The sequence below is a fragment of the Streptomyces lomondensis genome, assembly GCF_014651035.1.
GTDB classification, from domain to species: Bacteria; Actinomycetota; Actinomycetes; order Streptomycetales; family Streptomycetaceae; genus Streptomyces; species Streptomyces lomondensis.
On the sequence record NZ_BMWC01000001.1, the window covers coordinates 841,669 to 861,667 of the forward strand.

A 19,999-nucleotide genomic window follows, 5' to 3' on the forward strand; every position below is an offset into this window, starting at 1 on the left:
GCGCTCTCGCCCGGCAGGGTCAGGAAGCCGCGGACCGCGGGCGCCATGTCCACCGGCCATGCCGGCGCGGCAGGATGAGGACGTACATCGACTTCAACCAGGAGGCCGACGTGGCGGAGACAGCAGAGGTACGGCGCGAGGCGGCGGTCGAGGCGGCCCTCGGCAAGCTCGACCTGGACGCCAAGGCACGGCTGCTGGCCGGCCAGGACATGTGGAGCCTGCCCGCGCTGCCGGAGGTGGGCCTGCCGTCGCTGGTCATGTCCGACGGCCCCATCGGCGTCCGCGGGGTGCACTGGAGCGCCGACGACCCGTCCGTCGCCCTGCCGTCACCGACCGCGCTCGCCGCCACCTGGGACCCCGGACTCGCCCGCAGGGCAGGCGTGCTGCTCGCCCAGGAGGCCCGCCGCAAGGGCGTCCACGTCCTGCTCGCCCCCACGGTCAACCTGCACCGCTCCCCGCTGGGCGGCCGCCACTTCGAGGCCTACAGCGAGGACCCGTACCTGACCGGGCGGATCGGCGCCGAGTACGTCCGCGGCGTCCAGTCCGGCGGCGTCGGCACCACCGTCAAGCACTTCGTCGCCAACGACGCCGAGACCGACCGCTTCACGGTGAACAACCTCGTGAGCGAACGCGCCCTGCGCGAGCTGTACCTGGCGCCCTTCGAGTTCATCGTCGAGAACGCCCACCCGTGGGGCATCATGACCGCCTACAACGCGGTCAACGGCACGACGATGACCGAACACCACCACCTGGTCGACGAGGTGCTGCGCGGCGAGTGGGGCTTCGACGGCGTCAACGTCTCCGACTGGCTGGCCGCACGCTCCACCACCGGCGCCCTCGCGGGCGGCCTGGACATCGCCATGCCCGGACCGCGCACCGTGTACGGCGAGGCCCTCGCCCGGGCCGTGCGGGACGGCGAGGCCGACGAGGCCCGGGTCGACGAGGCCGTCCGCCGCGTCCTGCGCCTCGCCGCCCGGGTCGGCATCCTCCAGGGCGCCGACCCGGTCGTCACCGACCTGCCCGAGCCCGTCCACGGCGAGGCGCTCGCCCGCGAGATCGCCCGCCGCTCCTTCGTCCTCGTCCGCAACGAGAACGGCGTACTGCCGCTGAAGCCCGGCCGGATCGCGCTGATCGGCGCCGCCGCCCGCGACGCCCGCGTCCTCGGCGGCGGCTCCGCGACCGTCTTCCCCGCCCGGACCGTCTCCCCGCTCGACGGCCTCACCGCCGCCCTCCCCGAGGGCTGCCTCACCTACACCGTCGGAGCCGACCCGAGCACCGAACTCGCCGTCGCCGACCGGGGATTCGCACTGCACGCCGTCTGCCGCGACGCCGCCGGCGAGGTCATCGGCACCCGCACCGCACCGGGCGGCCAGATCCAGTGGATGGGCTCCGACCTCCCCGACGGCGTCACCCACGCCAACCTCCACACCGTCGAACTGACCGGCACCTTCACCCCGCGCGAGACCGGCCCGCACACCTTCGGCATCAAGGGCCTGGGTGCCTTCACCCTCACCATCGGCGGCACGACGTACTACGACGACGTCCAGCGCCCCGCCAAGGACGGCCCCTTCGTCAGCTTCTTCGGCGCCCCCGAGCCCCGCGCCCAGGTGGACCTCACCGCGGGCGAACCGGTCGACGTCTCCCTCACCCATGCCGTCCACGTCCCCGACGACGCCGCCGTGCAGGCCGTCGCCTTCACCCTCGCCCACCAGGCGCCCCGGCGCGATCCCGACGAGCTGATCGCCGAGGCCGCCGCTGCCGCCCGCGCCGCCGACACGGCCGTCGTCGTGGTCGCCACCACCGAACGCGTCGAGTCCGAGGGCTTCGACCGCACGGACCTGCGTCTGCCCGGCCGCCAGGACGACCTGGTCCGGGCCGTCGCCGCCGCCAACCCGAACACCGTCGTGGTCGTCAACTCCGGCTCCCCGGTGGAACTGCCGTGGCGCGACGACGTCGCCGCCGTGCTCCTCACCTGGTTCCCCGGCCAGGAGGGCGGCGCGGCCCTCGCGGACGTGCTCACCGGCGCCCACGAGCCCGGCGGCCGGCTGCCCACCACCTGGGGCTCTCTGGCCGACGCCCCGGTCACCCGGGTCGTCCCGGAGAACGGCGAACTCCCGTACGACGAGGACGTCTTCATCGGCTACCGCGCCTGGGAGAAGCACGGCCGCACCCCCGCCTACCCGTTCGGCCACGGCCTCGGCTACACCGACTGGACCTACGAGTCGGTCGAACTGGAAGGGACCGCCGGAGGGACCACCGCGAAGGTCCGCCTCCGCAACACCGGCGACCGCCCCGGCCGCGAGGTCGTCCAGCTCTACCTGGCCCCGAGCGAGACCGACCCCACCCGCCCGGCACGCCGGCTCGCCGGTTTCGCGGGCGTCGAGGCCGCACCCGGCGAGAGCGTCGAGGCGACCGTCGAACTTCCGCGCCGGGCCTTCGAGATCTGGGACGAAGCGACCGGCTCGTGGTCGTTTGTGAAGGGTTCGTACGAGATCCAGGTCGGGCGCTCGATCACGGACCGCAGGATCACCGCGACGATTAACGTCTGAGACGGGACGCGTTCCCCACTCAGCAGCCCCGGTCCGGGACCTGACCTCCGGACCGGGGCTCGTGGCTTGCCACCTCAGTGGTCAGCGGGTGCCGAACCCGTACACCGTCTCCGAGCGGAACACCTCGCCCGGCCGCAGCACGGTCGTCGGGAACTCCGGCCGGTTCGGGGAGTCGGGGAAGTGCTGCGTCTCCAGCGCGATGCCGTCGCCGGGCGCGAAGGGCTCGGACAGATGGTCGGCGGTGTACAGCTGGAGGCCGGGCTCGGTGGTCGCCACCGTCAGCACCCGCCCGGACGCCGGATCGTGCAGCTCGGCGACCTCCACCGGGACGTCCGTCACGCCCTTGTCCAGCACGAAGTTGTGGTCGTAGCCGGCGCCGACCTTGCGGGCCTCGCGGAAGTCGAAGCGCGTGCCGGTCACGTCGTCCAGGCCGCCGGCCGGGATCAGGTCCGCGTCGACCGGCGTGTACCGGGAGGCCGCCAGCCGCAGCTCGTGCCCGCCCGCGTCGCGCGAACCGCCCAGGTCCCAGTAGCTGTGGTTGGTCAGGTTCACCACGGTCGGCGCGTCCGTCACCGCCTCGTACACGATCCGCAGCGCCCCGCTCTCCAGCAGCGCGTACGTCGCCGAGACCGCCAGCCGCCCCGGGAACCCCTCCTCGCCGTGCGGACTGACCCGCGACAGCCGCACCCCGTGCTCCACCGGGGCCGCGTCCCACATCCGCTGGTCGAACCCCCGGGCTCCACCGTGCAGCGAGTTCGGACCGTTGTTCGGTTCGAGCGCGTACGTCCGCCCGTCCAGCGAGAACCGGCCGCCCGCGATCCGGTTGGCGTACCGCCCGACCAGGGCGCCGAGATACGGCTCCGGATGGGCGAGATACCCGTCGAGATCCGCGAACCCCAGCACCACGTCCCCGGCCCGCCCCTCCCGGTCCGGCACCTCCACGGACTGCACGATCCCGCCGTACGACAGCACCCGCACCCGTACGCCCGCCCGCTCCAGGGTCCAGCGGTGCACCGGGGTCCCGTCGGAAAGTGTGCCGAAGAGTTCGTCCATGTGCGGAACTCTAAGTCAGGGGCTTTTCGCCGTGACGGTGCGGTACGCGATCTCCGCCAACCGGGCCTGTCCGTTCACACTGGGGTGGAAGTAGTCCCAGCGGCTCAACTGGGCCGTGCCGAAGCGGTAGTCGTACACCGCGCCGCCGTCGTAGCGGCACCGCTTGTCCTCGGCGCAGACCTCCTTCAGGACCTTGTTGTAGTCCTCCACCCGCTTCTGCACCGTGTCCCGCCGCAGCGTCGCCGCCGTGTCCAGGGCGTCCGCGTCGCCCAGCATCGACGGGCAGATACCCAGCTGCCACACCTGCTTGGCCATCGAGCTGCCACGGCCCTCGGACCACAGCCGCTTCAGATCCGGCACGCTCGCCACGAACACCTGCGTCCTGGGCAGGGCCTTGCGCAGGGAGCGCAGGGAGTCCTCGAAGTCGGCGCGGAACGCGGAGACCGGGGTCATCGCCGAGGGCGTGGCCCGGCAGGCGTCGTTCGCCCCGACCATCACCGTCACCAGCTGGGGCTTGCGCCGCACCGCCTGGGCCAGCTGCCCGGGCAGGTCGGCCATCCGCGCCCCCGTCACCGCGTAGTTCCAGCTCCGCTCGACGGCCCCGGCCCGCCCCAGCAGCCGCACGGCGAGCGAGTCGACCTCGGGACTGGTGCCGGTCGCCCAGGACGCCTCCGGACAGTCCGACAGCACGTCACAGGCGTCGAAGCCGCGCGTGATGGAGTCGCCGACGGCGGCGACGGAACTCGGTGTGCGATCCCACAGGGGCGTGGGCCTGGGGGACGGCCTGGCGGCATCGGACGGGGCGGGGGAGTCGCCCCCCACGGCATCACACCCGGCCACACCCACCACGGCCGCAGCGGCCACGGCAAGAACGACCCGCGAGCGGTGGCTTCGCTTCCGCATCCCTGGTCCATCCCCTCGCCGCGCCGTGCCTGTCTCCCCAACCAATAACAACGCACGAGGGTTCCCGACCGATCAGGTGCAACGGCTCACACCCGTACAAGCGTCCCCCTGGGTGAATGGCAGGCGTTTCCCGGCACCGGGACCGACCGTACGTCACACTCCTTGCGCCACCGCACGGTAGCCTCGCCATCAGCGTGACCCTCCCGGTCACCGCCGTTCCGCCCGTTTCCAAGATGGTCCGCTCTGCCCGGAGGTTCCGGTGACGACACGTGGGGTTCTGTACGTGCACTCCGCGCCGCGCGCGCTGTGCCCGCACGTCGAGTGGGCCGTCGCCGGGGTGCTCGGCACGCGCGTCAGCCTGGACTGGATCCGGCAGCCCGCCGCCCCGGGCACCTGGCGCTCGGAGTTCTCCTGGCAGGGCCAGGCCGGCACGGCCTCCAAACTGGCCTCCGCACTGCGCGGCTGGCACCTCCTGCGCTTCGAGGTCACCGCGGAACCCTGCCCCACCGCCGAGGGCGAGCGCTACAGCTGCACCCCCGACCTGGGCATCTTCCACGCCGTCACCGGCATCCACGGCGACATCCTCATCCCCGAGGACCGCCTGCGCGCGGCGCTGCAACGCAGCCGGCAGGGGGAGACCGACCTGGAGGCCGAAATCAACAAGCTCCTCGGCAAGCCCTGGGACGACGAGTTGGAACCCTTCCGCTACGCAGGCGAAGGCGCCCCGGTCCGCTGGCTCCACCAGGTGGTGTGAGCCTTTAGGGGCGCGGGGAACTGCGCGAACAACCCCCACCGGCACGCACGCGGCACACAAGGCGCCACAAAAACGGCGAACGGCCCGAACCCCCCACCGGGAGTTCGGGCCGAACAACGCTCAGGATCAAACCGTCCGGAACGCCAGCACCACGTTGTGCCCACCGAACCCGAACGAGTCGTTCAACGCGGCGATACGCCCCTCGACCGGCAGCTTCCGAGCCTCACCCCGGACCACATCGGCATTCGCCTCCGCCTCCGGGTCGAGGTTCTCCACGTTGATGGTCGGCGGAGCCACCCGGTGGTACAGCGCGAGCACGGTCGCCACCGTCTCCACACCACCCGCACCACCGAGCAGATGCCCGGTCATCGACTTCGTCGCGGACACCGCGATGTGGTCGGTGTCGTCACCGAACACCTTCCGCAGCGCCTTCAGCTCGGCGATGTCACCGGCCGGCGTCGACGTCGCGTGCGCGTTGACGTGCACGATCTCCGCCGGGTCCAGGTCGGTGCGCTCCAGCAGGTTCTGCAGGGCGTGCGAGATGCCCCGCCCCTCCGGCTCCGGCTGCACGATGTCGTGGCTGTCGGCGGAGATGCCCTGCCCGACCGCCTCGGCGTACACCCGGGCCCCGCGCTTCGCGGCGTGCTCGGCGGACTCCAGGACGACGACACCGGCGCCCTCGCCGAGGACGAAGCCGTCACGGGCCACGTCGTAGGGACGCGACGCACCCTGCGGGTCGTCGTTGTTCTTGGACATCGCCATCATGTTGCCGAACGCGGCGATGGGCAGCGGGTGGATCGCCGCCTCCGTACCACCCGCGACGACGACGTCGGCGCGGCCGGTGCGGATCATCTCGATGGCGTAGCCGATGGCCTCGGCGCCCGAGGCGCAGGCGGAGACCGGCGTGTGCACGCCCGCCCGGGCCCCCACGGCCAACCCGACGTTGGCCGACGGGCTGTTGGGCATCAGCATGGGAACGGTGTGCGGGGAGACGCGGCGGACGCCCTTCTCCTTCAGCACGTCGTACTGGTCGAGCAGCGTCGTCACGCCGCCGATACCGGAGGCGATGACCGCGCCCAGCCGGTCGGGATCCACGTTCGGGTCCTCGCCGGCCTTGGCTTCGAAACCGGCGTCGGCCCAGGCCTCCTTGGCCGCGATCAGCGCGAACTGCGCCGAGCGGTCCAGTCGGCGGGCCTGCGGCCGCGGGATGACCTCGGTCGGCTCCACGGCGACCGGGGCCGCGATGCGGACCGCCTGCTCGGCGGCCCAGTCCTGCTCCAGGGGCTTGACGCCGGAACGTCCGGCGACCAGGCCCTCCCAGGTAGAGGCTGCGTCGCCACCCAGCGGTGTGGTTGCGCCGATACCGGTGACGACCACGGTGCGATTGGTCGAGCTCACGGGAATTCTTTCTCCAACGGATACGAGGAGGACAACCCCCGCATTGGCGGGGACAACGGCGCCACCGCCGGGTGGCGGGGCAGTCAGCCCAAAGGCCGGATCGGCCGATCAGCCCTGGTGCTTGAGGATGTAGTCAGTCGCGTCGCCGACCGTCTTGAGGTTCTTGACGTCCTCGTCCGGGATCTTGACGTCGAAGCGCTCTTCGGCGGCGACGACGACCTCGACCATGGACAGCGAGTCGACGTCCAGGTCGTCGGTGAAGGACTTGTCCAGCTGGACGTCCTCAACCGGGATGCCGGCGATCTCGTTCACGATCTCGGCGAGACCGGCGACGATCTCTTCCTGAGTGGCGGCCATGTCGGCGCTCCTTCGTAGATGTTCCAGAGGGTGTGGCAGGTGGTTCTTCCCGTCCCGGACCGCATGATCCGGAACGGAGTGCCTAGGGGAGGGTAACGACAGTCGCGGCGTAGACGAGACCTGCCCCGAAGCCGATGACGAGCGCGGTGTCGCCGCTCTTCGCCTCACCGGTCGCCAGGAGCCGCTCCATCGCGAGCGGGATCGAGGCGGCCGAGGTGTTGCCGGTGGTGCGGATGTCACGGGCGACCGTGACATGCTCCGGCAGTTTCAGCGTCTTCACCATCGAGTCGATGATCCGCACGTTGGCCTGGTGCGGGATGAAGACGTCCAGGTCGTCCACGGTGATCCCGGCCGCGTCCAGCGCCTGCTGGGCGACCTTCGCCATCTCGAACACGGCCCAGCGGAACACCGCCTGGCCTTCCTGGGTGATCGCGGGGAACTTCTCGACCGTCCCGTCGCGGTAGTCCGTCCACGGCACGGTCTGCTTGATGGTGTCGGACTTGTCGCCCTCGGAGCCCCACACGGTCGGGCCGATCGCCGGCTCCTGGGACGGGCCGACCACGACCGCGCCGGCACCGTCGCCGAACAGGAAGGCCGTCGCCCGGTCCTCCAGGTCGGTCAGGTCGCTCAGCCGCTCGACGCCGATCACCAGGACGTACTCCGCCGAGCCCTCGACGATCATGCCCTTGGCGAGGGTCAGGCCGTAGCCGAAGCCCGCGCAGCCGGCCGAGATGTCGAAGGCGGCGGCCTTGTCGGTGCCCAGCTTGTCGGCGATCTCGGTGGCCACGGCCGGGGTCTGCTTGAAGTGCGAGACGGTCGAGACGATCACGCCGCCGATCTGCTCGACGGAGATCCCGGCGTCGGCGATCGCCTTGCCGGACGCCTCCACCGACATCGCGGCGACGGTCTCCTCGTCATTCGCCCAGTGCCGGGTCTCGATGCCGGAGCGCGAGCGGATCCACTCGTCGGACGACTCGATCGTCTCCAGGATCACCTCGTTCGGCACGACCCGGGTCGGGCGGTAGCCGCCGACACCCAGGATGCGGGCGTACGGGGCGCCCTTGCTGGGCTTGATCTTCGCCATGCTCTCGGGCTCCTTGTCAGGCACCCGCCGCGTCAGCGGCAGGTGTCGGCGCCTCGGCGATGAGCTCGCGAGCCGCGTCCAGGTCGGCGGGGGACTTCAGGGCCAGCGTCTTCACCCCGGGCAGGGCCCGCTTGGCGAGGCCGGTGAGGGTGCCGCCGGGGCACACCTCGATCAGGGCCGTGACACCGAGCTCCTTGAAGGTCTCCATGCACAGGTCCCAGCGGACCGGGTTGGCGACCTGGCCGACCAGACGCTCCAGCACCTCGGCGCCGGCGGCTACGGCCTGCCCGTCCGCGTTGGAGACCCAGGTCACCTTCGGGTCACCGGTTCCCCGGGCGTCGGCGGCGGCCTTCGCCAGCGTCTCGACCGCGGGGGCCATGTGGTGGGTGTGGAAGGCGCCGGCGACCTTCAGCGCGACGACCTTGCGCACGCCCTCGGGCTTGTCCGCCTCCAGCGCGGCGAGCTGCTCCTTGGTGCCCGCCGCGACGATCTGGCCCGCGCCGTTGATGTTCGCCGGGGTCAGCCCCAGCTTCGTCAGATGGGGAACCGTCACTTCCGGGTCGCCGCCCAGCAGCGCGGCCATGCCCGTCTCGGTGACGGCGGCGGCCTCGGCCATGGCGCGGCCGCGGGTGCGGACCAGACGGAGCGCCTCCTCGTGCGGGAGCACCCCGGCCAGCGAGGCGGCGGTGAACTCGCCGACGCTGTGCCCGGCGATGGCGCCGACCTTCCGCGAGAGGTCGGCCGGGTCCTCGAACAGCAGGTACGCGGACGCCAGGCCGGCCGCTACCAGCAGCGGCTGCGCCACCGCGGTGTCGCGGATCTCCTCCGCGTCGGCCTCGGTGCCGTAACGGATCAGGTCGAGCCCCGCGGCGTCCGACCAGGCCTCGAGGGCACCGCGGACACCGGGGAAGGCGAGCCATTCAGTCAGGAAGCCGGGCGTCTGGGCGCCCTGGCCGGGAGCGACGAGTACGAGCACTCTCACACTCTCTCTTGGAGACGGGCACGGCCGCCCGTGGGGACAGGGACGAAGAACACGAGGGGGTTTTGTCGAGCCCCGACAAAACCTTAGGGCTGGAGATCTCCATCGACCAGACGCCCCAGGATCAGCGCGATCCGCAGCGTGAACGCAGAGCGTACATCGGAGGGTGACCATCCGGTGACGTCAGTCACACGTCGAAGCCGGTAGCGGACGGTGTTGGGATGCACGAACAGCATCCGGGCGGCGCCTTCGAGACTGCTCGCCTGTTCCAGATAGACGCTCAGGGTTTCCAGGAGCGCGGCCCCGGCCTCCTCCAGCGGTCTGTAGATCTCCTCCACCAGCTGCTCGCGGGCCGAGGGATCACCGGCGATCGCCCGCTCCGGGAGCAGGTCGTCCGCCAGGACCGGGCGCGGGGCGTCCTGCCAGGCGGAACACGCCTTCAGCCCGGCCGCGGCGGCCTGCGCGGACCGGGTCGCGGCCAGCAGGTCCGGCACCACCGGGCCCGCCACGACAGGCCCGGCCGCGTACGGGCCGATCAGCGACTTGGCGACGGCCAGCGGGTTGTCGCTGCCGCCGGCGATCACGACCAGCCGGTCCCCGAGCACCCCGGTGAGCACCTGGAGCTTGGCGTGCCGGGCGGCGCGCCGGATCGCCTCGACGGTCAGTTCGCTGTCCCCGTCGGGTGCCGTGCCGAGCACCACGCACACATGCTCGGGCGAGTTCCAGCCGAGGGCGGCGGCCCGAGACACGGCGCCCTCGTCGGCCTCGCCGCTGAGCACGGCGTTCACGACCAGGGACTCCAGGCGGGCGTCCCAGGCGCCGCGTGCCTCGGCGGCCTGGGCGTACACCTGGGCGGTGGCGAAGGCGATCTCCCGGGCGTAGACGAGCAGCGCCTCGCGCAGCACGCTCTCGTCGCCGGGGGCCGCGACCTCGTCGATCGCGGACTCCATGACCTCGATGGTGGTGCGCACCATCTCCACGGTCTGCCGCAGCGTGATCGCCCGGGTCAGCTCGCGCGGCGCGGTGCCGAACACGTCGGTGGAGATGGCCTGCGGGGCGTCCGGGTGCCGGAACCACTCGGTGAAAGCGGCGATGCCCGCCTGCGCGACCAGACCGATCCAGGAACGGTTCTCCGGGGGCATGGCCCGGTACCAGGGCAGCGTCTCGTCCATCCGCGCGATGGCCTGCGCGGCGAGCGATCCGGACGACTTCTCCAGCCGCTTCAGCGTCGCGGCATGCGGATGGAAGGGGTGCGCTGCGACTTCGTTCTTGCTGGTTTCGGGTTCGGGCACGGGACAAGACTGCCTTATCCGGACGGGAAGGTGCGTGGCCGGGTCAGGCCCTGCCCGGCGGATCAGGTCGCAGACGCGGGGTCTGGCACGCCCATCTGCGGCGTTGTCGTCGGTCCCCGACTCCCCCAAGCTCTCGACTTCGCTCGAGCAGGGGGGACCCCCATCGCGTCGACGCCCTCCTCCGCCTTGCAGCTGCACGCTCCCCCAAGCTCTCGGCTGCGCTCGAGCAGGGAGGTACCCCCATGACCCCGCTCACCGGCGCTGACCAGTTGCCGTTGCTTCACTGCGACCTGATCCGCCGGGCAGGGCCTACCGTGGACCCCGTGATGGACATTCGGCGCGCTGACGAGCGCTACCAGGGCGGCGACCCGGCGGCCGGAATCGAGAGTCGGCACGCCTTCTCCTTCGGGTCCCACTACGACCCGGACAACCTCCGCTTCGGCCAGGTGCTCGCGTGCAACGAGGAGCGCCTGGCCCCGGGGGCCGGGTTCGACGAGCACCCGCACAGTCACACGGAGATCGTGACGTGGGTGGTGGAGGGCGAGCTGACGCACCGGGACTCCACGGGGCACGAGTCGGTGGTGCGCCACGGGGACGTGCAGCGGCTCAGCTCGGCGGGCGGGGTGCGCCACGTGGAGCGCAACGACGGCCCGGAGCCCCTGACGTTCATCCAGATGTGGCTGGCCCCGCTCCAGCCCGGCGGCGACCCGTTCTACGAGGTCGTGCACGGCATCGCGGACTCCACGCCGTACGCTGTGCCGGAGGCCGGCGCGATGCTGCACGTACGGCGGCTGGGGGCGGGGGAGCGGACCGCGGTGCCGGACGGGGCGTACACGTACGTGCACGTCGTCCGCGGTGCGGTACGCCTGGACGGCGAGGAGCTGGGCGCCGGTGACGCGGCCCGGGTCACCGACGCCAAGGGCCTGGAGGCCGAGGGCGTGACCGAGGCCGAGCTCCTCATCTGGGAGATGGCCTAGAGCTCCGCGAGCACCGCGTCCGTGAACACCGGCCACGCCTCGATCGCCCACGGCCCGAACGCCCGGTCCGTCAGCGCCACGCACGCCGCCCGAGCGTCGGGGTCGATCCACAGGAACGTACCGGACTGCCCGAAATGCCCGAACGTCCGCGGGGAGGACGAAGTGCCCGTCCAGTGCGGCGACTTGGAGTCGCGGATCTCGAAGCCGAGCCCCCAGTCATTGGGGTTCTGGTGGCCGTACCCCGGCAGGACGCCCTTCGTGCCCGGGTAGTGCACGGCCATCGCCTCGGCGACCGTACGGGGATCCAGCAGGCGCGGCGCCTGCACCTCGGCCGCGAACCGCAGCAGGTCCTCGACCGTGGACACCCCGTCCTTGGCCGGAGAGCCCTCCAGCGTCGTCGAGGTCATGCCCAGCGGCTCCAGCACGGCCTGCCGCAGGTACTCCGCGAACGGGATGTCGGTCGCCTTCGCGACATGCTCGCCGAGCTGCTCGAAGCCGGCGTTCGAGTACAGCCGCCGCTCCCCGGGCGGGGCCGTGACCCTGTGCTCGTCGAAGGCGAGGCCCGAGGTGTGCGCGAGCAGGTGCCGGACCGTCGACCCGGTGGGACCGGCGGGCTCGTCGAACTCGATGGCCCCCTCCTCGTACGCGACGAGCACCGCGTAGGCGGCCAGCGGCTTGGTCACCGACGCGAGCGGGAACCGCCGCCCGGCCGGGCCGTGGGTGCCGAGGACGGTGCCGTCCGCTCGTACGACACCCGCCGCGGCGGTGGGAACCGGCCAGTTCTCGATCAACGCGAGGCTCTTCAACGACATGCGTTCGAGCCTATGCGCTCCGGGCGCCGGCTCCGGCAAGGGGTAGGGCTCGGGCCGGAGATACGCTTCCCAGCCGGATCAGGAGGCGTCCTGCCGATTTCTTACCGTCGGCGCTTGCTTGGAGTGCACTCCAAGGTCCTAGCGTGGGGGCCATGACGGTGATGGAGACCACGGGCACCAGGACCGACACCTGCGCCGGCCCGCCGCAGCAGAACCGGCGCCCGGACGGGGAGGACCGCTACACGATCAGCGAGGTCGTCGCCTTGACCGGCCTGACGGCACACACCCTGCGCTGGTACGAGCGCATCGGCCTGATGCCGCACATCGACCGCTCCCACACCGGCCAGCGCCGCTACACCAACCGCGACCTCGACTGGCTCGACCTCGTCGGCAAGCTCCGCCTGACGGGCATGCCGGTGGCCGACATGGTCCGGTACGCGGAACTGGTGCGCGAGGGCGACCACACCTACGGCGAGCGCTTCGAGCTGCTGAAGACGACCCGCGAGGACGTCCTGGCCAGGATCGACGAACTCCGCGGCACCCTCGCCGTGCTCGACAGGAAGATCAGTTTCTACGCGGACGCCGGGCGGGCCCTGGCGTCGGAGAGGTCCCGATGACGGACGGCAGGATCACGACGGCCAAGCTCGGCGACAACGGCCCCGAGGTGGGCGTCCAGGGCCTCGGCTGCATGGGCATGAGCTTCGCCTACGGCCCCACGGACGCGGACGCGTCCCGGGCCACCCTGGAACGGGCGCTCGAACTGGGCGTCACCTTCTACGACACGGCCGACGCGTACGGCGCCGGCGAGAACGAGCGGTTCCTGTCACCGTTCTTCAAGGCCCACCGCGACGAGGTCGTGATCGCGACCAAGTTCGCCCTGTCGATCCCGCCGGACGACCCGACGCGCCGGGTCATCCGCAACGACCCGCCCTACATCCGCCAGGCCGTCGAGGCGAGCCTGAAGCGCCTCGACGTCGACGTCATCGACCTCTACTACATGCACCGGCGCGATGTGAACGTGCCGATCGAGGAGAGCGTCGGCACGATGGCCGACCTGGTCCGCGAGGGCAAGGTCAAGCACCTGGGCCTGAGCGAGGTGACGGCGGACGAACTGCGCGCCGCGCACGCGGTGCACCCGATCGCGGCCGTGCAGTCGGAGTGGTCGCTGTTCAGCCGCGACATCGAGACGCACGTCGTCCCGGCGGCCCGCGACCTGGGCGTGGCCCTCGTCCCGTACTCGCCCCTCGGCCGCGGCTTCCTGACCGGCTCCTTCACCGACGCCGAGCAGGATCTGACGCCGGATGACTTCCGCCGCCAGCAGCCCCGCTTCACGGGCGACAACGCGACGGCCAACGCGACCCTGCTGGAACTGATCCGCTCGGTGGCCGAGGCCCACGACGCCTCCCTCGGCCAGATCGCCCTGGCCTGGGTCCAGCAGCAGACGACGATCCACGACCTCCCGGTGATCCCGATCCCCGGCACCCGCAAGCCCTCCAGGGTGGAGGAGAACACCGCGGCGACCAGGATCGTCCTGACGGACGAACAACTGGACCTGCTGAACGGCATCGCGGCCCAGGTGGCGGGCAACCGTTACGCGGACATGGCGTTCACTTCAGCGGGCCGGGAGTAGAGGGTCCTTCTTTTCAGGGGCGCGGGGAACTGCGCGACCGGCCACACTCAGCCCGCACCCGCCGGCGCGCAGCACCTCGCAGACGCTAAAGCTCCGCCAACAACTCCGCCTTCTTGACCGAAAACTCCTCATCGGTCACCAACCCGGCCTGATGCAACTCCCCGAGATGCCGGATCCGCTCGGCGATGTCCGCGGGGTCACGGCGCGGCGCAGCCGCGGGAACGGCGGCCACCGGACTGGACGTCCGCACCGCGGAAAGCACCGCCGCCGCGAACGGCAGCGACTCGTGCACAGGCCCGTACCCCAGCCCGAACACCACCGCCGCCGGATCCTGGTCGGCCTGCACCGCGGACTCACCCGCATCCCGCCGCAGCAACCGCAGATGCCCCTCGAACACCTCCGGCGACCGCCACTCCACCCCGTTCAGCTCCCCGACGGAGAAACTCTGGTCCCCGGCCTTCCACTTCGCCGACGACGCCCCTGTCCAGAACCACCGGAAGCTCACGGTCCGCCCGTCGAAGGTCGCCTTCCCGTCGTACGCCTTGAACGACAGCGGCCCCTTCGGCGGCTCCACGAGGAACCGATCCGCCGGCCCGGACTCCGTCAGCAGCCCCCGCAGCTCGTCGGCGTAGTACTCCGCGAGCACCTCCCGCTCGGCGGGCAGCACCAGCCGGTAGGGATCGCCGCTCTCCTTCAGCTGCCCGGCGGCCGCCTCCATCAGCGGGTCCGCACCGGGCCGCGGCTCGACGCGCAGCACGACCGTGCCGCGCTTGCCGCGCGTCAGCGTCACACCGGCGATCGCCTCCAGGGGCACACGACGTTCCCCGAGCGCCTGGAAGAGCTTGGGTGTTCGAATCCCCCGTTCGTAGCGGATGAGCACGGAGTCGGACTCGAACTCCCAGGCGGCATGAAATCCGGCCAGTACGTCACCCATGCGGCTCATCGTATGCGGCACGCGCTCCTCCGTCCCCCTCCCGAGCAGACCGCAGTTCCTTCGCCTCTACGCGCGTCAGACCGCCGCCGTGCCGGACAAACCGGTACGGCAGACGCCGTCTTCGTGCGCGCAGTGCACCGAGCGGTATGCGCCAACGCCGATCTCTGCGAAATTCATCAGACTTGCCGTGCCCGGCTCGAAGTAGCCGGCGTGCCCCTTCGCGCCCTGCGCGGACAGCACCCGCGCCCCGAACCCTGCGGACACCGGATCCGCCCCGTGGCCCAGCCCGCCGACCTCCAGGTACGGCACGTCCTGGATCCAGTCGTCGGCGTCCCGCATCGCCCACACCCGGGCGCTGGTGTGCAGTTGGGCGGCCTTCTCCACGCGCATGCCGGGGCTGCCCGCCACCGCGATGTCGGAGACCCGGCCCGGCAGCGAGTGCGCGGCGACCCCGCAGACCACCGAGCCGTAGCTGTGGCAGAACAGCGACACCGGCGCGCCGCCGGGCAGCGCCCGCACCAGCGCGTTCAGCCGTACGGCGCCCTCCTCGGCGCGCATCGCCGTCGCCGAGTCGATGCCGAGCCCGCTGGGTGCCGTGTAGTCGGCCCAGGCGATCACGGCCGTCCGGGTCGAGGGGCTCGCCTTACGCTCCGCCGCGTACAGGGACTCGGCCATGCCTGCGGGCGCCGAGTACTTGCGGCGGGTGCGCTGGAAGGTGAGCAGGTCGGTGTCCACGCCGGGGACGACGACCGAGACCCGGTCCGCCTCGCGCAGGTCGCCGAAGACCTCCGCCACCCGGCCCGAGCCCTCCGGGTCGAAGGCGAGGATGTGGCGCCCCTTCTCCATGAGGTCCTCGAAGCGGTGCAGCCTGCGGCCGGCCTCGTGCTGCCCGGCCGGGGTGAGGCGCTGGTCGTGCATGCGTTCCCGCTCGACCTCGCGCGCCTTGGCGAGCGCGATGCGGTTGGCGCGGTAGCGCAGCTCGACGGGCGCGCCGTTCATGTTGCCGACCGCGAGCGGATACTTGCGGGCCAGGCTCGCGCGGTCCCGCTCGGTGAGCGAGGCGAAGAAGCGGGCCAGCTTCGTCGGCTCGGACTGCGGGTCCGGCAGCCGGTGACCGTCGATCCGGCCGTGCTCCCAGGCGGAGAGCGAGGCCTGGAGTGGTGTGGCGCCCCGCTGGTTGCGCAGGGCCGTCCAGCCGGTGGTCGCCAGCATCACGAACACGACGGCCAGAGCAAGCAGTGCGCGCCAGACGTTCAGCTGCGGGGTGGTGTCGAAGGAAGTCACTGAAAGGACACACTAGGAGAACGAGAGGGTCTCGCGTTAACCAAGTGACCGGGATCACGTTTCGGTGTATGTGCTAGGGGGACTGCCCCGCACGCCAGTTCCCCGCCAGCGCGGGACCCACCTGATCGAGGTAGGTCGTGGTCAGTTGGCGCATGCCTTCCAGGGTGAGGTCGTCCCCCGCGGACCACAGCCGCTCGGTGACTCGAATCACCCCGCCGAAGAGAGCGACGAGGATCCTCGGCCGCGGGTCCGCGTCCACATCGAGCCCCTCGCGCTCGGCGATGATGCCCGCGAGCTGCTCCTCCAGTTCCGCCGCCCGCCGCAGATGGGCGGCGAGCAGCGCGGGCGTCGACTCGATCACCCGGTAGACCCGCATGTGCAGCTCGATCGGCACGATCTCCTCGACGGCCTCGTTGATCGTGTCCCAGCTCTCCAGGACGGCCCGGCGCAGTGCCTCCAGCGGCGCCTCGTCCGGCGGGCGGGCCCGTACGGCGTCGACGACCAGCGCCTCCGCGAGCCGTGGCACGAAGAACGCCGTCTCCTCCTTGCCGGCGAAGTAGCGGAAGAAGGTGCGCTGCGAGACGTCGACGGCGGAGGCGATGTCGTCGACGGTCGTCTCCTCGTAGCCGCGCGTGGCGAACAGCTCCAGGGCGGCCCGCAGCAGCGCGTCCCGGGTGCGCCGCTTCTTGCGTTCGCGCAGGCCCAGGCGGGGTGCCGGCCGGACGGCTCCCGCCGGAGTCGCCGTGTGCGCTGTCTTCAAGGGCCTCTCCTCCGAACTGTTTTCCCAGTTCAGGCTATACGGGGATGTCGTGTCAGTTACCGACTAGTGAATTGGTTTGTCAACTGTCAGTGGCTGTCATTAGCCTCGAACGCATGACTAGTCAGACCACCATCGACACGACGGGGTCGGGGGGCGGCACACCGGCGGCGCCGTCGGACGCGACGCCGGGCAAGGGGCTGCGAGGGCACCCCTGGCTCACCCTCATAACCGTCGCTGTGGGGGTCATGATGGTGGCCCTCGACGGCACCATCGTGGCCATAGCCAACCCGGCCATCCAGAAGGACCTCGGCGCCACGTTCGCCGAGGTGCAGTGGATCACCAACGGATACTTCCTCGCCCTCGCTGTCTCCCTGATCACCGCGGGCAAGCTCGGTGACCGCTTCGGCCACCGGCAGACCTTCCTCATCGGCGTCGTCGGCTTCGCCGCCGCCTCCGGCGCCATCGGCCTGTCCGACAGCATCGCCTTCGTCGTCATCTTCCGCGTCCTCCAGGGCCTCTTCGGCGCGCTGCTGATGCCGGCCGCGCTCGGGCTGCTGCGGGCCACCTTCCCGGCCGAGAAGCTGAACATGGCGATCGGCATCTGGGGCATGGTCATCGGCGCCTCCACCGCGGGCGGCCCGATCCTCGGCGGCGTACTCGTCGAGCACGTCAACTGGCAGTCGGTGTTCTTCATCAACGTGCCGGTCGGTGTCCTCGCCGTGGTCCTCGGCGTCTGGATCCTGCTCGACCACCGCGCCGAGAACGCCCCGCGCTCCTTCGACATCCTGGGCATCGCCCTGCTGTCGACCTCCGTGTTCTGCCTGGTGTGGGCGCTCATCAAGGCCCCGCCGTCCGAGTGGGGCTGGGGCGACGCCAAGACGCTCGCCTTCCTCGGCGTCTCCGTGCTGGGCTTCGCCCTCTTCGCCTTCTGGGAGACGAAGGTGAAGGAGCCGCTGATCCCGCTCGCGCTGTTCCGCTCCGTGGCGCTGTCCGCGGGTGTGGTGCTGATGGTCCTGATGGCCATCGCGTTCATGGGAGGCCTGTTCTTCGTCACGTTCTACCTGCAGAACGTGCACGGCATGAGCCCGATCGACGCGGGTCTGCATCTGCTGCCGCTCACCGGCATGATGATCGTCGGCTCGCCGCTCGCCGGCGCGATGATCACCAAGTTCGGTCCCCGGGTCCCGCTCGCGGGCGGTATGGCGCTCACGGCCATCGCCATGTACGGGATGTCGACCCTGGAGACGGACACCGGCAGCGGCCTCATGTCGCTCTGGTTCGCCCTGCTCGGCCTCGGCCTCGCGCCGGTCATGGTGGGTGCGACCGAGGTCATCGTGGGCAACGCGCCGATGGAGCTGTCGGGTGTCGCGGGTGGTCTCCAGCAGGCCGCCATGCAGATCGGCGGCAGCCTCGGCACGGCCGTGCTGGGCGCCGTGATGGCCTCCAAGGTCAACAGCGACCTCGCGGACAACTGGACGAAGGCGGGGCTTCCGCCGCTCACGCCGGAGCAGGAGCACCAGGCCTCCGAGGCGGTCCAGGTCGGCGTCCCGCCGGTGGCCCCGGGCACGCCGGACGCGGTCGCCGCGAAGATCACGGGCGTCGCGCACGACACGTTCATCTCCGGCATGAGCGCGGCGTCACTCGTCGCCGCGGGCGTCGCCGTGGTGGCGGTGCTGGTGGCGTTCCTGACGAAGCGCGGTGAGAACGCGGGCGCGGGCGCGGGCGCCGCCCACATCTGACGGCCTTTTCGAAAAGCGCCCCCGGGGGATTCCTCCCGGGGGCGTTCGCCTATCAGGGTGAAGACAACCGCCGAACCCTCCCCTCGGGCCTGCGTCGCAGGTCACAGTGGGTCAAGTCCTCCGCAGGGCATGGAGGGCGGACGCTGCGGCGCGCTGCTGGAGGGGGGCAGCGCGCAGGCAGCGGGATTGAAGCCCGCTTTGGGGGTACTCGCCATGGCGTACCCGAACCGAACCCCAACCGACTGAGGGTTTACGGGAGTTGATGATGGCGAGCTTCGGACATGGTACGCGCAGGCACCCCCGCTCACGTGGCCGGACGTGGTCACGGACCGGGCCGGATCGCGCGACGCTCGGGATCATCGGAGTCATCTGCGCGATCGCGGGATTCTTCGTGCTGGGGATCATCCTCGGCCCCGTGGCGATCGTCTGCGGCTGGCTTGCCATGGGCCGCACGTGGGCGGGCTCCCGCCCCGTCACGGCCGTGGTCGCCCTGGTACTGGGCGCCATCGACACGCTCCTGGCGGTCATCTGGCTGGCCGGAGCGGCGACTCCGGGCAACGGCATGCTGTTCTGACCCCATGCCGTCCCACCCGGGGAAGTGAGGGAAGGCCTCCGGCGGTGCTGCCGGGGGCCATCTCGCTGAGCTGCGGGCAGTCGTGCCGCTTGGGGCGGCACGGGTGGGCGCAGCGGCACCCCGCTCCGCCGGGCTGCGCAACGCCCGGGGCTCAGCCGCAGAGGACAGTGCTACTCAACCGACGTCCCCTTCAGCGCCGCCAGTTCGTCCCGCAGTGCCCGCACCTCCTCCGTCAACTCCCTTATCGCCTCCGTCTGCCGCCGCTCCTCCACATCGTCCTTGTCGAACCGCGCGATGAACCACGCCGCGATGTTCGCCGTCACCACACCGAGCAGCGCGATCCCGGACAGCATCAACCCCACCGCCAGCATCCGCCCCAACCCGGTGGTGGGCGCGTGATCCCCGTATCCGACGGTCGTCATCGTCGTGAAGGACCACCACACCGCGTCACCCAACGTCCGGATGTTCCCGTCCGGCGAGTCCCGCTCCACCGACAGCACCGCCAGCGACCCGAACATCAGCAGCCCGACCACCGCGCCGCCGACATACGTCGTGAGCCTTATCTGCGAGGCCATCCGCGCCCGCTGCCCGACGAGCAGCAGCGTGGACACCAGCCGCAGCAGCCGCATCGGCTGGAGCAGCGGCAGCAGCACCGCTCCCAGGTCGAGCCAGTGCGTCCGTACGAACAGCAGGCGTTGCTCGGCGAGCGCGAGCCGTATGACGTAGTCGAGGGCGAAGGCGCCCCACACCACCCATTCGACCGCCGTGCACAGGTCCACGACGCCGGCGCTCGCGTCGGGCCGGACGATCGGCACGGCGTAGGCGACGGCGAAGGCCAGGGCGAGGCCGAAGAGGGGCCGCTGCGTGTGCTGTTCCCAACGGAGTTGGGCCGACTGCTGCTGCATGGCCGAATCGTAGGA

At 71.3% G+C, this 19,999-nt stretch carries 19 protein-coding genes; 7 read left to right on the top strand and 12 right to left on the bottom strand.

Going from position 1 to position 19,999, the window contains the following annotated elements; all coding sequences use genetic code 11:
• Positions 1–74 precede the first annotated feature (74 nt).
• Positions 75–2,549, top strand: coding sequence for a beta-glucosidase H (locus tag IE255_RS03660; protein WP_190048622.1), 2,475 nt, complete (start codon positions 75–77; stop codon positions 2,547–2,549).
• 81 nt (positions 2,550–2,630) lie between these two features.
• Here IE255_RS03660 and IE255_RS03665 read toward each other — a convergent pair whose 3' ends face one another.
• Together IE255_RS03665 and IE255_RS03670 are read right to left on the bottom strand one after the other, a co-directional pair.
• Positions 2,631–3,602 carry an aldose epimerase family protein gene (locus IE255_RS03665; RefSeq protein ID WP_190048623.1) on the bottom strand — a complete coding sequence of 324 codons (972 nt, stop codon included), beginning with the start codon at positions 3,600–3,602 and terminating at the stop codon, positions 2,631–2,633.
• A 15-nt stretch (positions 3,603–3,617) separates the two neighbouring features.
• Positions 3,618–4,505 carry an SGNH/GDSL hydrolase family protein gene (locus IE255_RS03670; protein WP_190048624.1) on the bottom strand — a complete coding sequence of 296 codons (888 nt, stop codon included), beginning with the start codon at positions 4,503–4,505 and terminating at the stop codon, positions 3,618–3,620.
• Positions 4,506–4,764: 259 nt separating this feature from the next.
• On the opposite strand from IE255_RS03670, the gene IE255_RS03675 reads away from it, so the two are divergent.
• A complete protein-coding gene (locus tag IE255_RS03675) occupies positions 4,765–5,259 on the top strand; it encodes a DUF3145 domain-containing protein (protein WP_190048625.1) in 495 nt (164 codons plus the stop codon).
• 126 nt (positions 5,260–5,385) lie between these two features.
• Here the strand turns inward: IE255_RS03675 and fabF are convergent, their stop codons facing one another.
• From fabF to fasR, 5 genes are all read right to left on the bottom strand, one after another.
• Positions 5,386–6,657 carry a beta-ketoacyl-ACP synthase II gene (gene fabF / locus IE255_RS03680; protein ID WP_190048626.1) on the bottom strand — a complete coding sequence of 424 codons (1,272 nt, stop codon included), beginning with the start codon at positions 6,655–6,657 and terminating at the stop codon, positions 5,386–5,388.
• Between the two features lie 108 nt (positions 6,658–6,765).
• Positions 6,766–7,014, bottom strand: a complete 249-nt coding sequence (locus IE255_RS03685) for an acyl carrier protein (RefSeq protein WP_003989952.1) — start codon at positions 7,012–7,014, stop codon at positions 6,766–6,768.
• A gap of 82 nt (positions 7,015–7,096) precedes the next feature.
• On the bottom strand, positions 7,097–8,098 hold the full coding sequence (locus IE255_RS03690) for a ketoacyl-ACP synthase III (RefSeq protein WP_190048627.1): 1,002 nt from the start codon (positions 8,096–8,098) through the stop codon (positions 7,097–7,099).
• A 16-nt stretch (positions 8,099–8,114) separates the two neighbouring features.
• Positions 8,115–9,074, bottom strand: coding sequence for an ACP S-malonyltransferase (locus tag IE255_RS03695; protein ID WP_190048628.1), 960 nt, complete (start codon positions 9,072–9,074; stop codon positions 8,115–8,117).
• An 89-nt stretch (positions 9,075–9,163) separates the two neighbouring features.
• A complete protein-coding gene (gene fasR, locus IE255_RS03700; protein WP_190048629.1) occupies positions 9,164–10,369 on the bottom strand; it encodes a fatty acid biosynthesis transcriptional regulator FasR in 1,206 nt (401 codons plus the stop codon).
• 326 nt (positions 10,370–10,695) lie between these two features.
• Here fasR and IE255_RS03705 point away from each other — a divergent pair, with 326 nt between their 5' ends.
• Positions 10,696–11,346 (top strand): pirin family protein, encoded by a 651-nt coding sequence (locus tag IE255_RS03705; protein WP_190049342.1) that lies wholly within the window; start codon positions 10,696–10,698, stop codon positions 11,344–11,346.
• Here IE255_RS03705 and IE255_RS03710 read toward each other — a convergent pair.
• A complete protein-coding gene (locus IE255_RS03710; RefSeq protein WP_190048630.1) occupies positions 11,343–12,158 on the bottom strand; it encodes a serine hydrolase domain-containing protein in 816 nt (271 codons plus the stop codon). The two genes, IE255_RS03705 and IE255_RS03710, sit on opposite strands and share 4 nt — an antisense overlap.
• 152 nt (positions 12,159–12,310) lie before the next feature.
• Between IE255_RS03710 and IE255_RS03715 the strand changes: the two genes are divergently transcribed.
• Both IE255_RS03715 and IE255_RS03720 read left to right on the top strand, forming a co-directional pair.
• The gene (locus tag IE255_RS03715) at positions 12,311–12,775 is read left to right on the top strand and encodes a MerR family transcriptional regulator (protein ID WP_020271715.1); all 465 of its coding nucleotides are present in this window, start codon (positions 12,311–12,313) and stop codon (positions 12,773–12,775) included.
• On the top strand, positions 12,772–13,788 hold the full coding sequence (locus IE255_RS03720; RefSeq protein WP_190048631.1) for an aldo/keto reductase: 1,017 nt from the start codon (positions 12,772–12,774) through the stop codon (positions 13,786–13,788). The genes IE255_RS03715 and IE255_RS03720 overlap by 4 nt, the downstream gene beginning before the upstream one ends.
• Before the next feature lie 85 nt (positions 13,789–13,873).
• On the opposite strand, the gene IE255_RS03725 is transcribed toward IE255_RS03720, so the two are convergent.
• The 3 genes from IE255_RS03725 to IE255_RS03735 form a co-directional block, all read right to left on the bottom strand.
• Entirely contained in the window at positions 13,874–14,731 is an 858-nt protein-coding gene (locus tag IE255_RS03725; protein WP_190049343.1) for a DUF4429 domain-containing protein, read from the bottom strand.
• 66 nt (positions 14,732–14,797) lie between these two features.
• Positions 14,798–16,006, bottom strand: coding sequence for an alpha/beta hydrolase (locus tag IE255_RS03730; protein WP_190048632.1), 1,209 nt, complete (start codon positions 16,004–16,006; stop codon positions 14,798–14,800).
• 73 nt (positions 16,007–16,079) lie between these two features.
• On the bottom strand, positions 16,080–16,766 hold the full coding sequence (locus tag IE255_RS03735; protein ID WP_190048633.1) for a TetR family transcriptional regulator: 687 nt from the start codon (positions 16,764–16,766) through the stop codon (positions 16,080–16,082).
• Between the two features lie 113 nt (positions 16,767–16,879).
• Here IE255_RS03735 and IE255_RS03740 point away from each other — a divergent pair, with 113 nt between their 5' ends.
• Positions 16,880–18,505, top strand: coding sequence for an MFS transporter (locus tag IE255_RS03740; RefSeq protein WP_190048634.1), 1,626 nt, complete (start codon positions 16,880–16,882; stop codon positions 18,503–18,505).
• Between the two features lie 262 nt (positions 18,506–18,767).
• Positions 18,768–19,079 carry a small hydrophobic protein gene (locus IE255_RS03745; protein ID WP_190048635.1) on the top strand — a complete coding sequence of 104 codons (312 nt, stop codon included), beginning with the start codon at positions 18,768–18,770 and terminating at the stop codon, positions 19,077–19,079.
• A 170-nt stretch (positions 19,080–19,249) separates the two neighbouring features.
• Here IE255_RS03745 and IE255_RS03750 read toward each other — a convergent pair whose 3' ends face one another.
• Positions 19,250–19,984 (bottom strand): potassium channel family protein, encoded by a 735-nt coding sequence (locus IE255_RS03750; protein WP_190048636.1) that lies wholly within the window; start codon positions 19,982–19,984, stop codon positions 19,250–19,252.
• Positions 19,985–19,999 lie beyond the last annotated feature (15 nt).

Coding starts and splice junctions, on each gene's coding strand:
- IE255_RS03715 (WP_020271715.1), top strand. CDS start 12,311: ATGACGGTGATGGAGACCACGGGCACCAGGACCGACACCTGCGCCGGC.
- IE255_RS03685 (WP_003989952.1), bottom strand. CDS start 7,014: ATGGCCGCCACTCAGGAAGAGATCGTCGCCGGTCTCGCCGAGATCGTG.
- IE255_RS03710 (WP_190048630.1), bottom strand. CDS start 12,158: ATGTCGTTGAAGAGCCTCGCGTTGATCGAGAACTGGCCGGTTCCCACC.
- IE255_RS03725 (WP_190049343.1), bottom strand. CDS start 14,731: ATGAGCCGCATGGGTGACGTACTGGCCGGATTTCATGCCGCCTGGGAG.
- IE255_RS03740 (WP_190048634.1), top strand. CDS start 16,880: ATGACTAGTCAGACCACCATCGACACGACGGGGTCGGGGGGCGGCACA.
- IE255_RS03660 (WP_190048622.1), top strand. CDS start 75: ATGAGGACGTACATCGACTTCAACCAGGAGGCCGACGTGGCGGAGACA.
- IE255_RS03720 (WP_190048631.1), top strand. CDS start 12,772: ATGACGGACGGCAGGATCACGACGGCCAAGCTCGGCGACAACGGCCCC.
- IE255_RS03690 (WP_190048627.1), bottom strand. CDS start 8,098: ATGGCGAAGATCAAGCCCAGCAAGGGCGCCCCGTACGCCCGCATCCTG.
- IE255_RS03705 (WP_190049342.1), top strand. CDS start 10,696: ATGGACATTCGGCGCGCTGACGAGCGCTACCAGGGCGGCGACCCGGCG.
- IE255_RS03665 (WP_190048623.1), bottom strand. CDS start 3,602: ATGGACGAACTCTTCGGCACACTTTCCGACGGGACCCCGGTGCACCGC.
- IE255_RS03670 (WP_190048624.1), bottom strand. CDS start 4,505: ATGCGGAAGCGAAGCCACCGCTCGCGGGTCGTTCTTGCCGTGGCCGCT.
- IE255_RS03745 (WP_190048635.1), top strand. CDS start 18,768: ATGATGGCGAGCTTCGGACATGGTACGCGCAGGCACCCCCGCTCACGT.
- IE255_RS03750 (WP_190048636.1), bottom strand. CDS start 19,984: ATGCAGCAGCAGTCGGCCCAACTCCGTTGGGAACAGCACACGCAGCGG.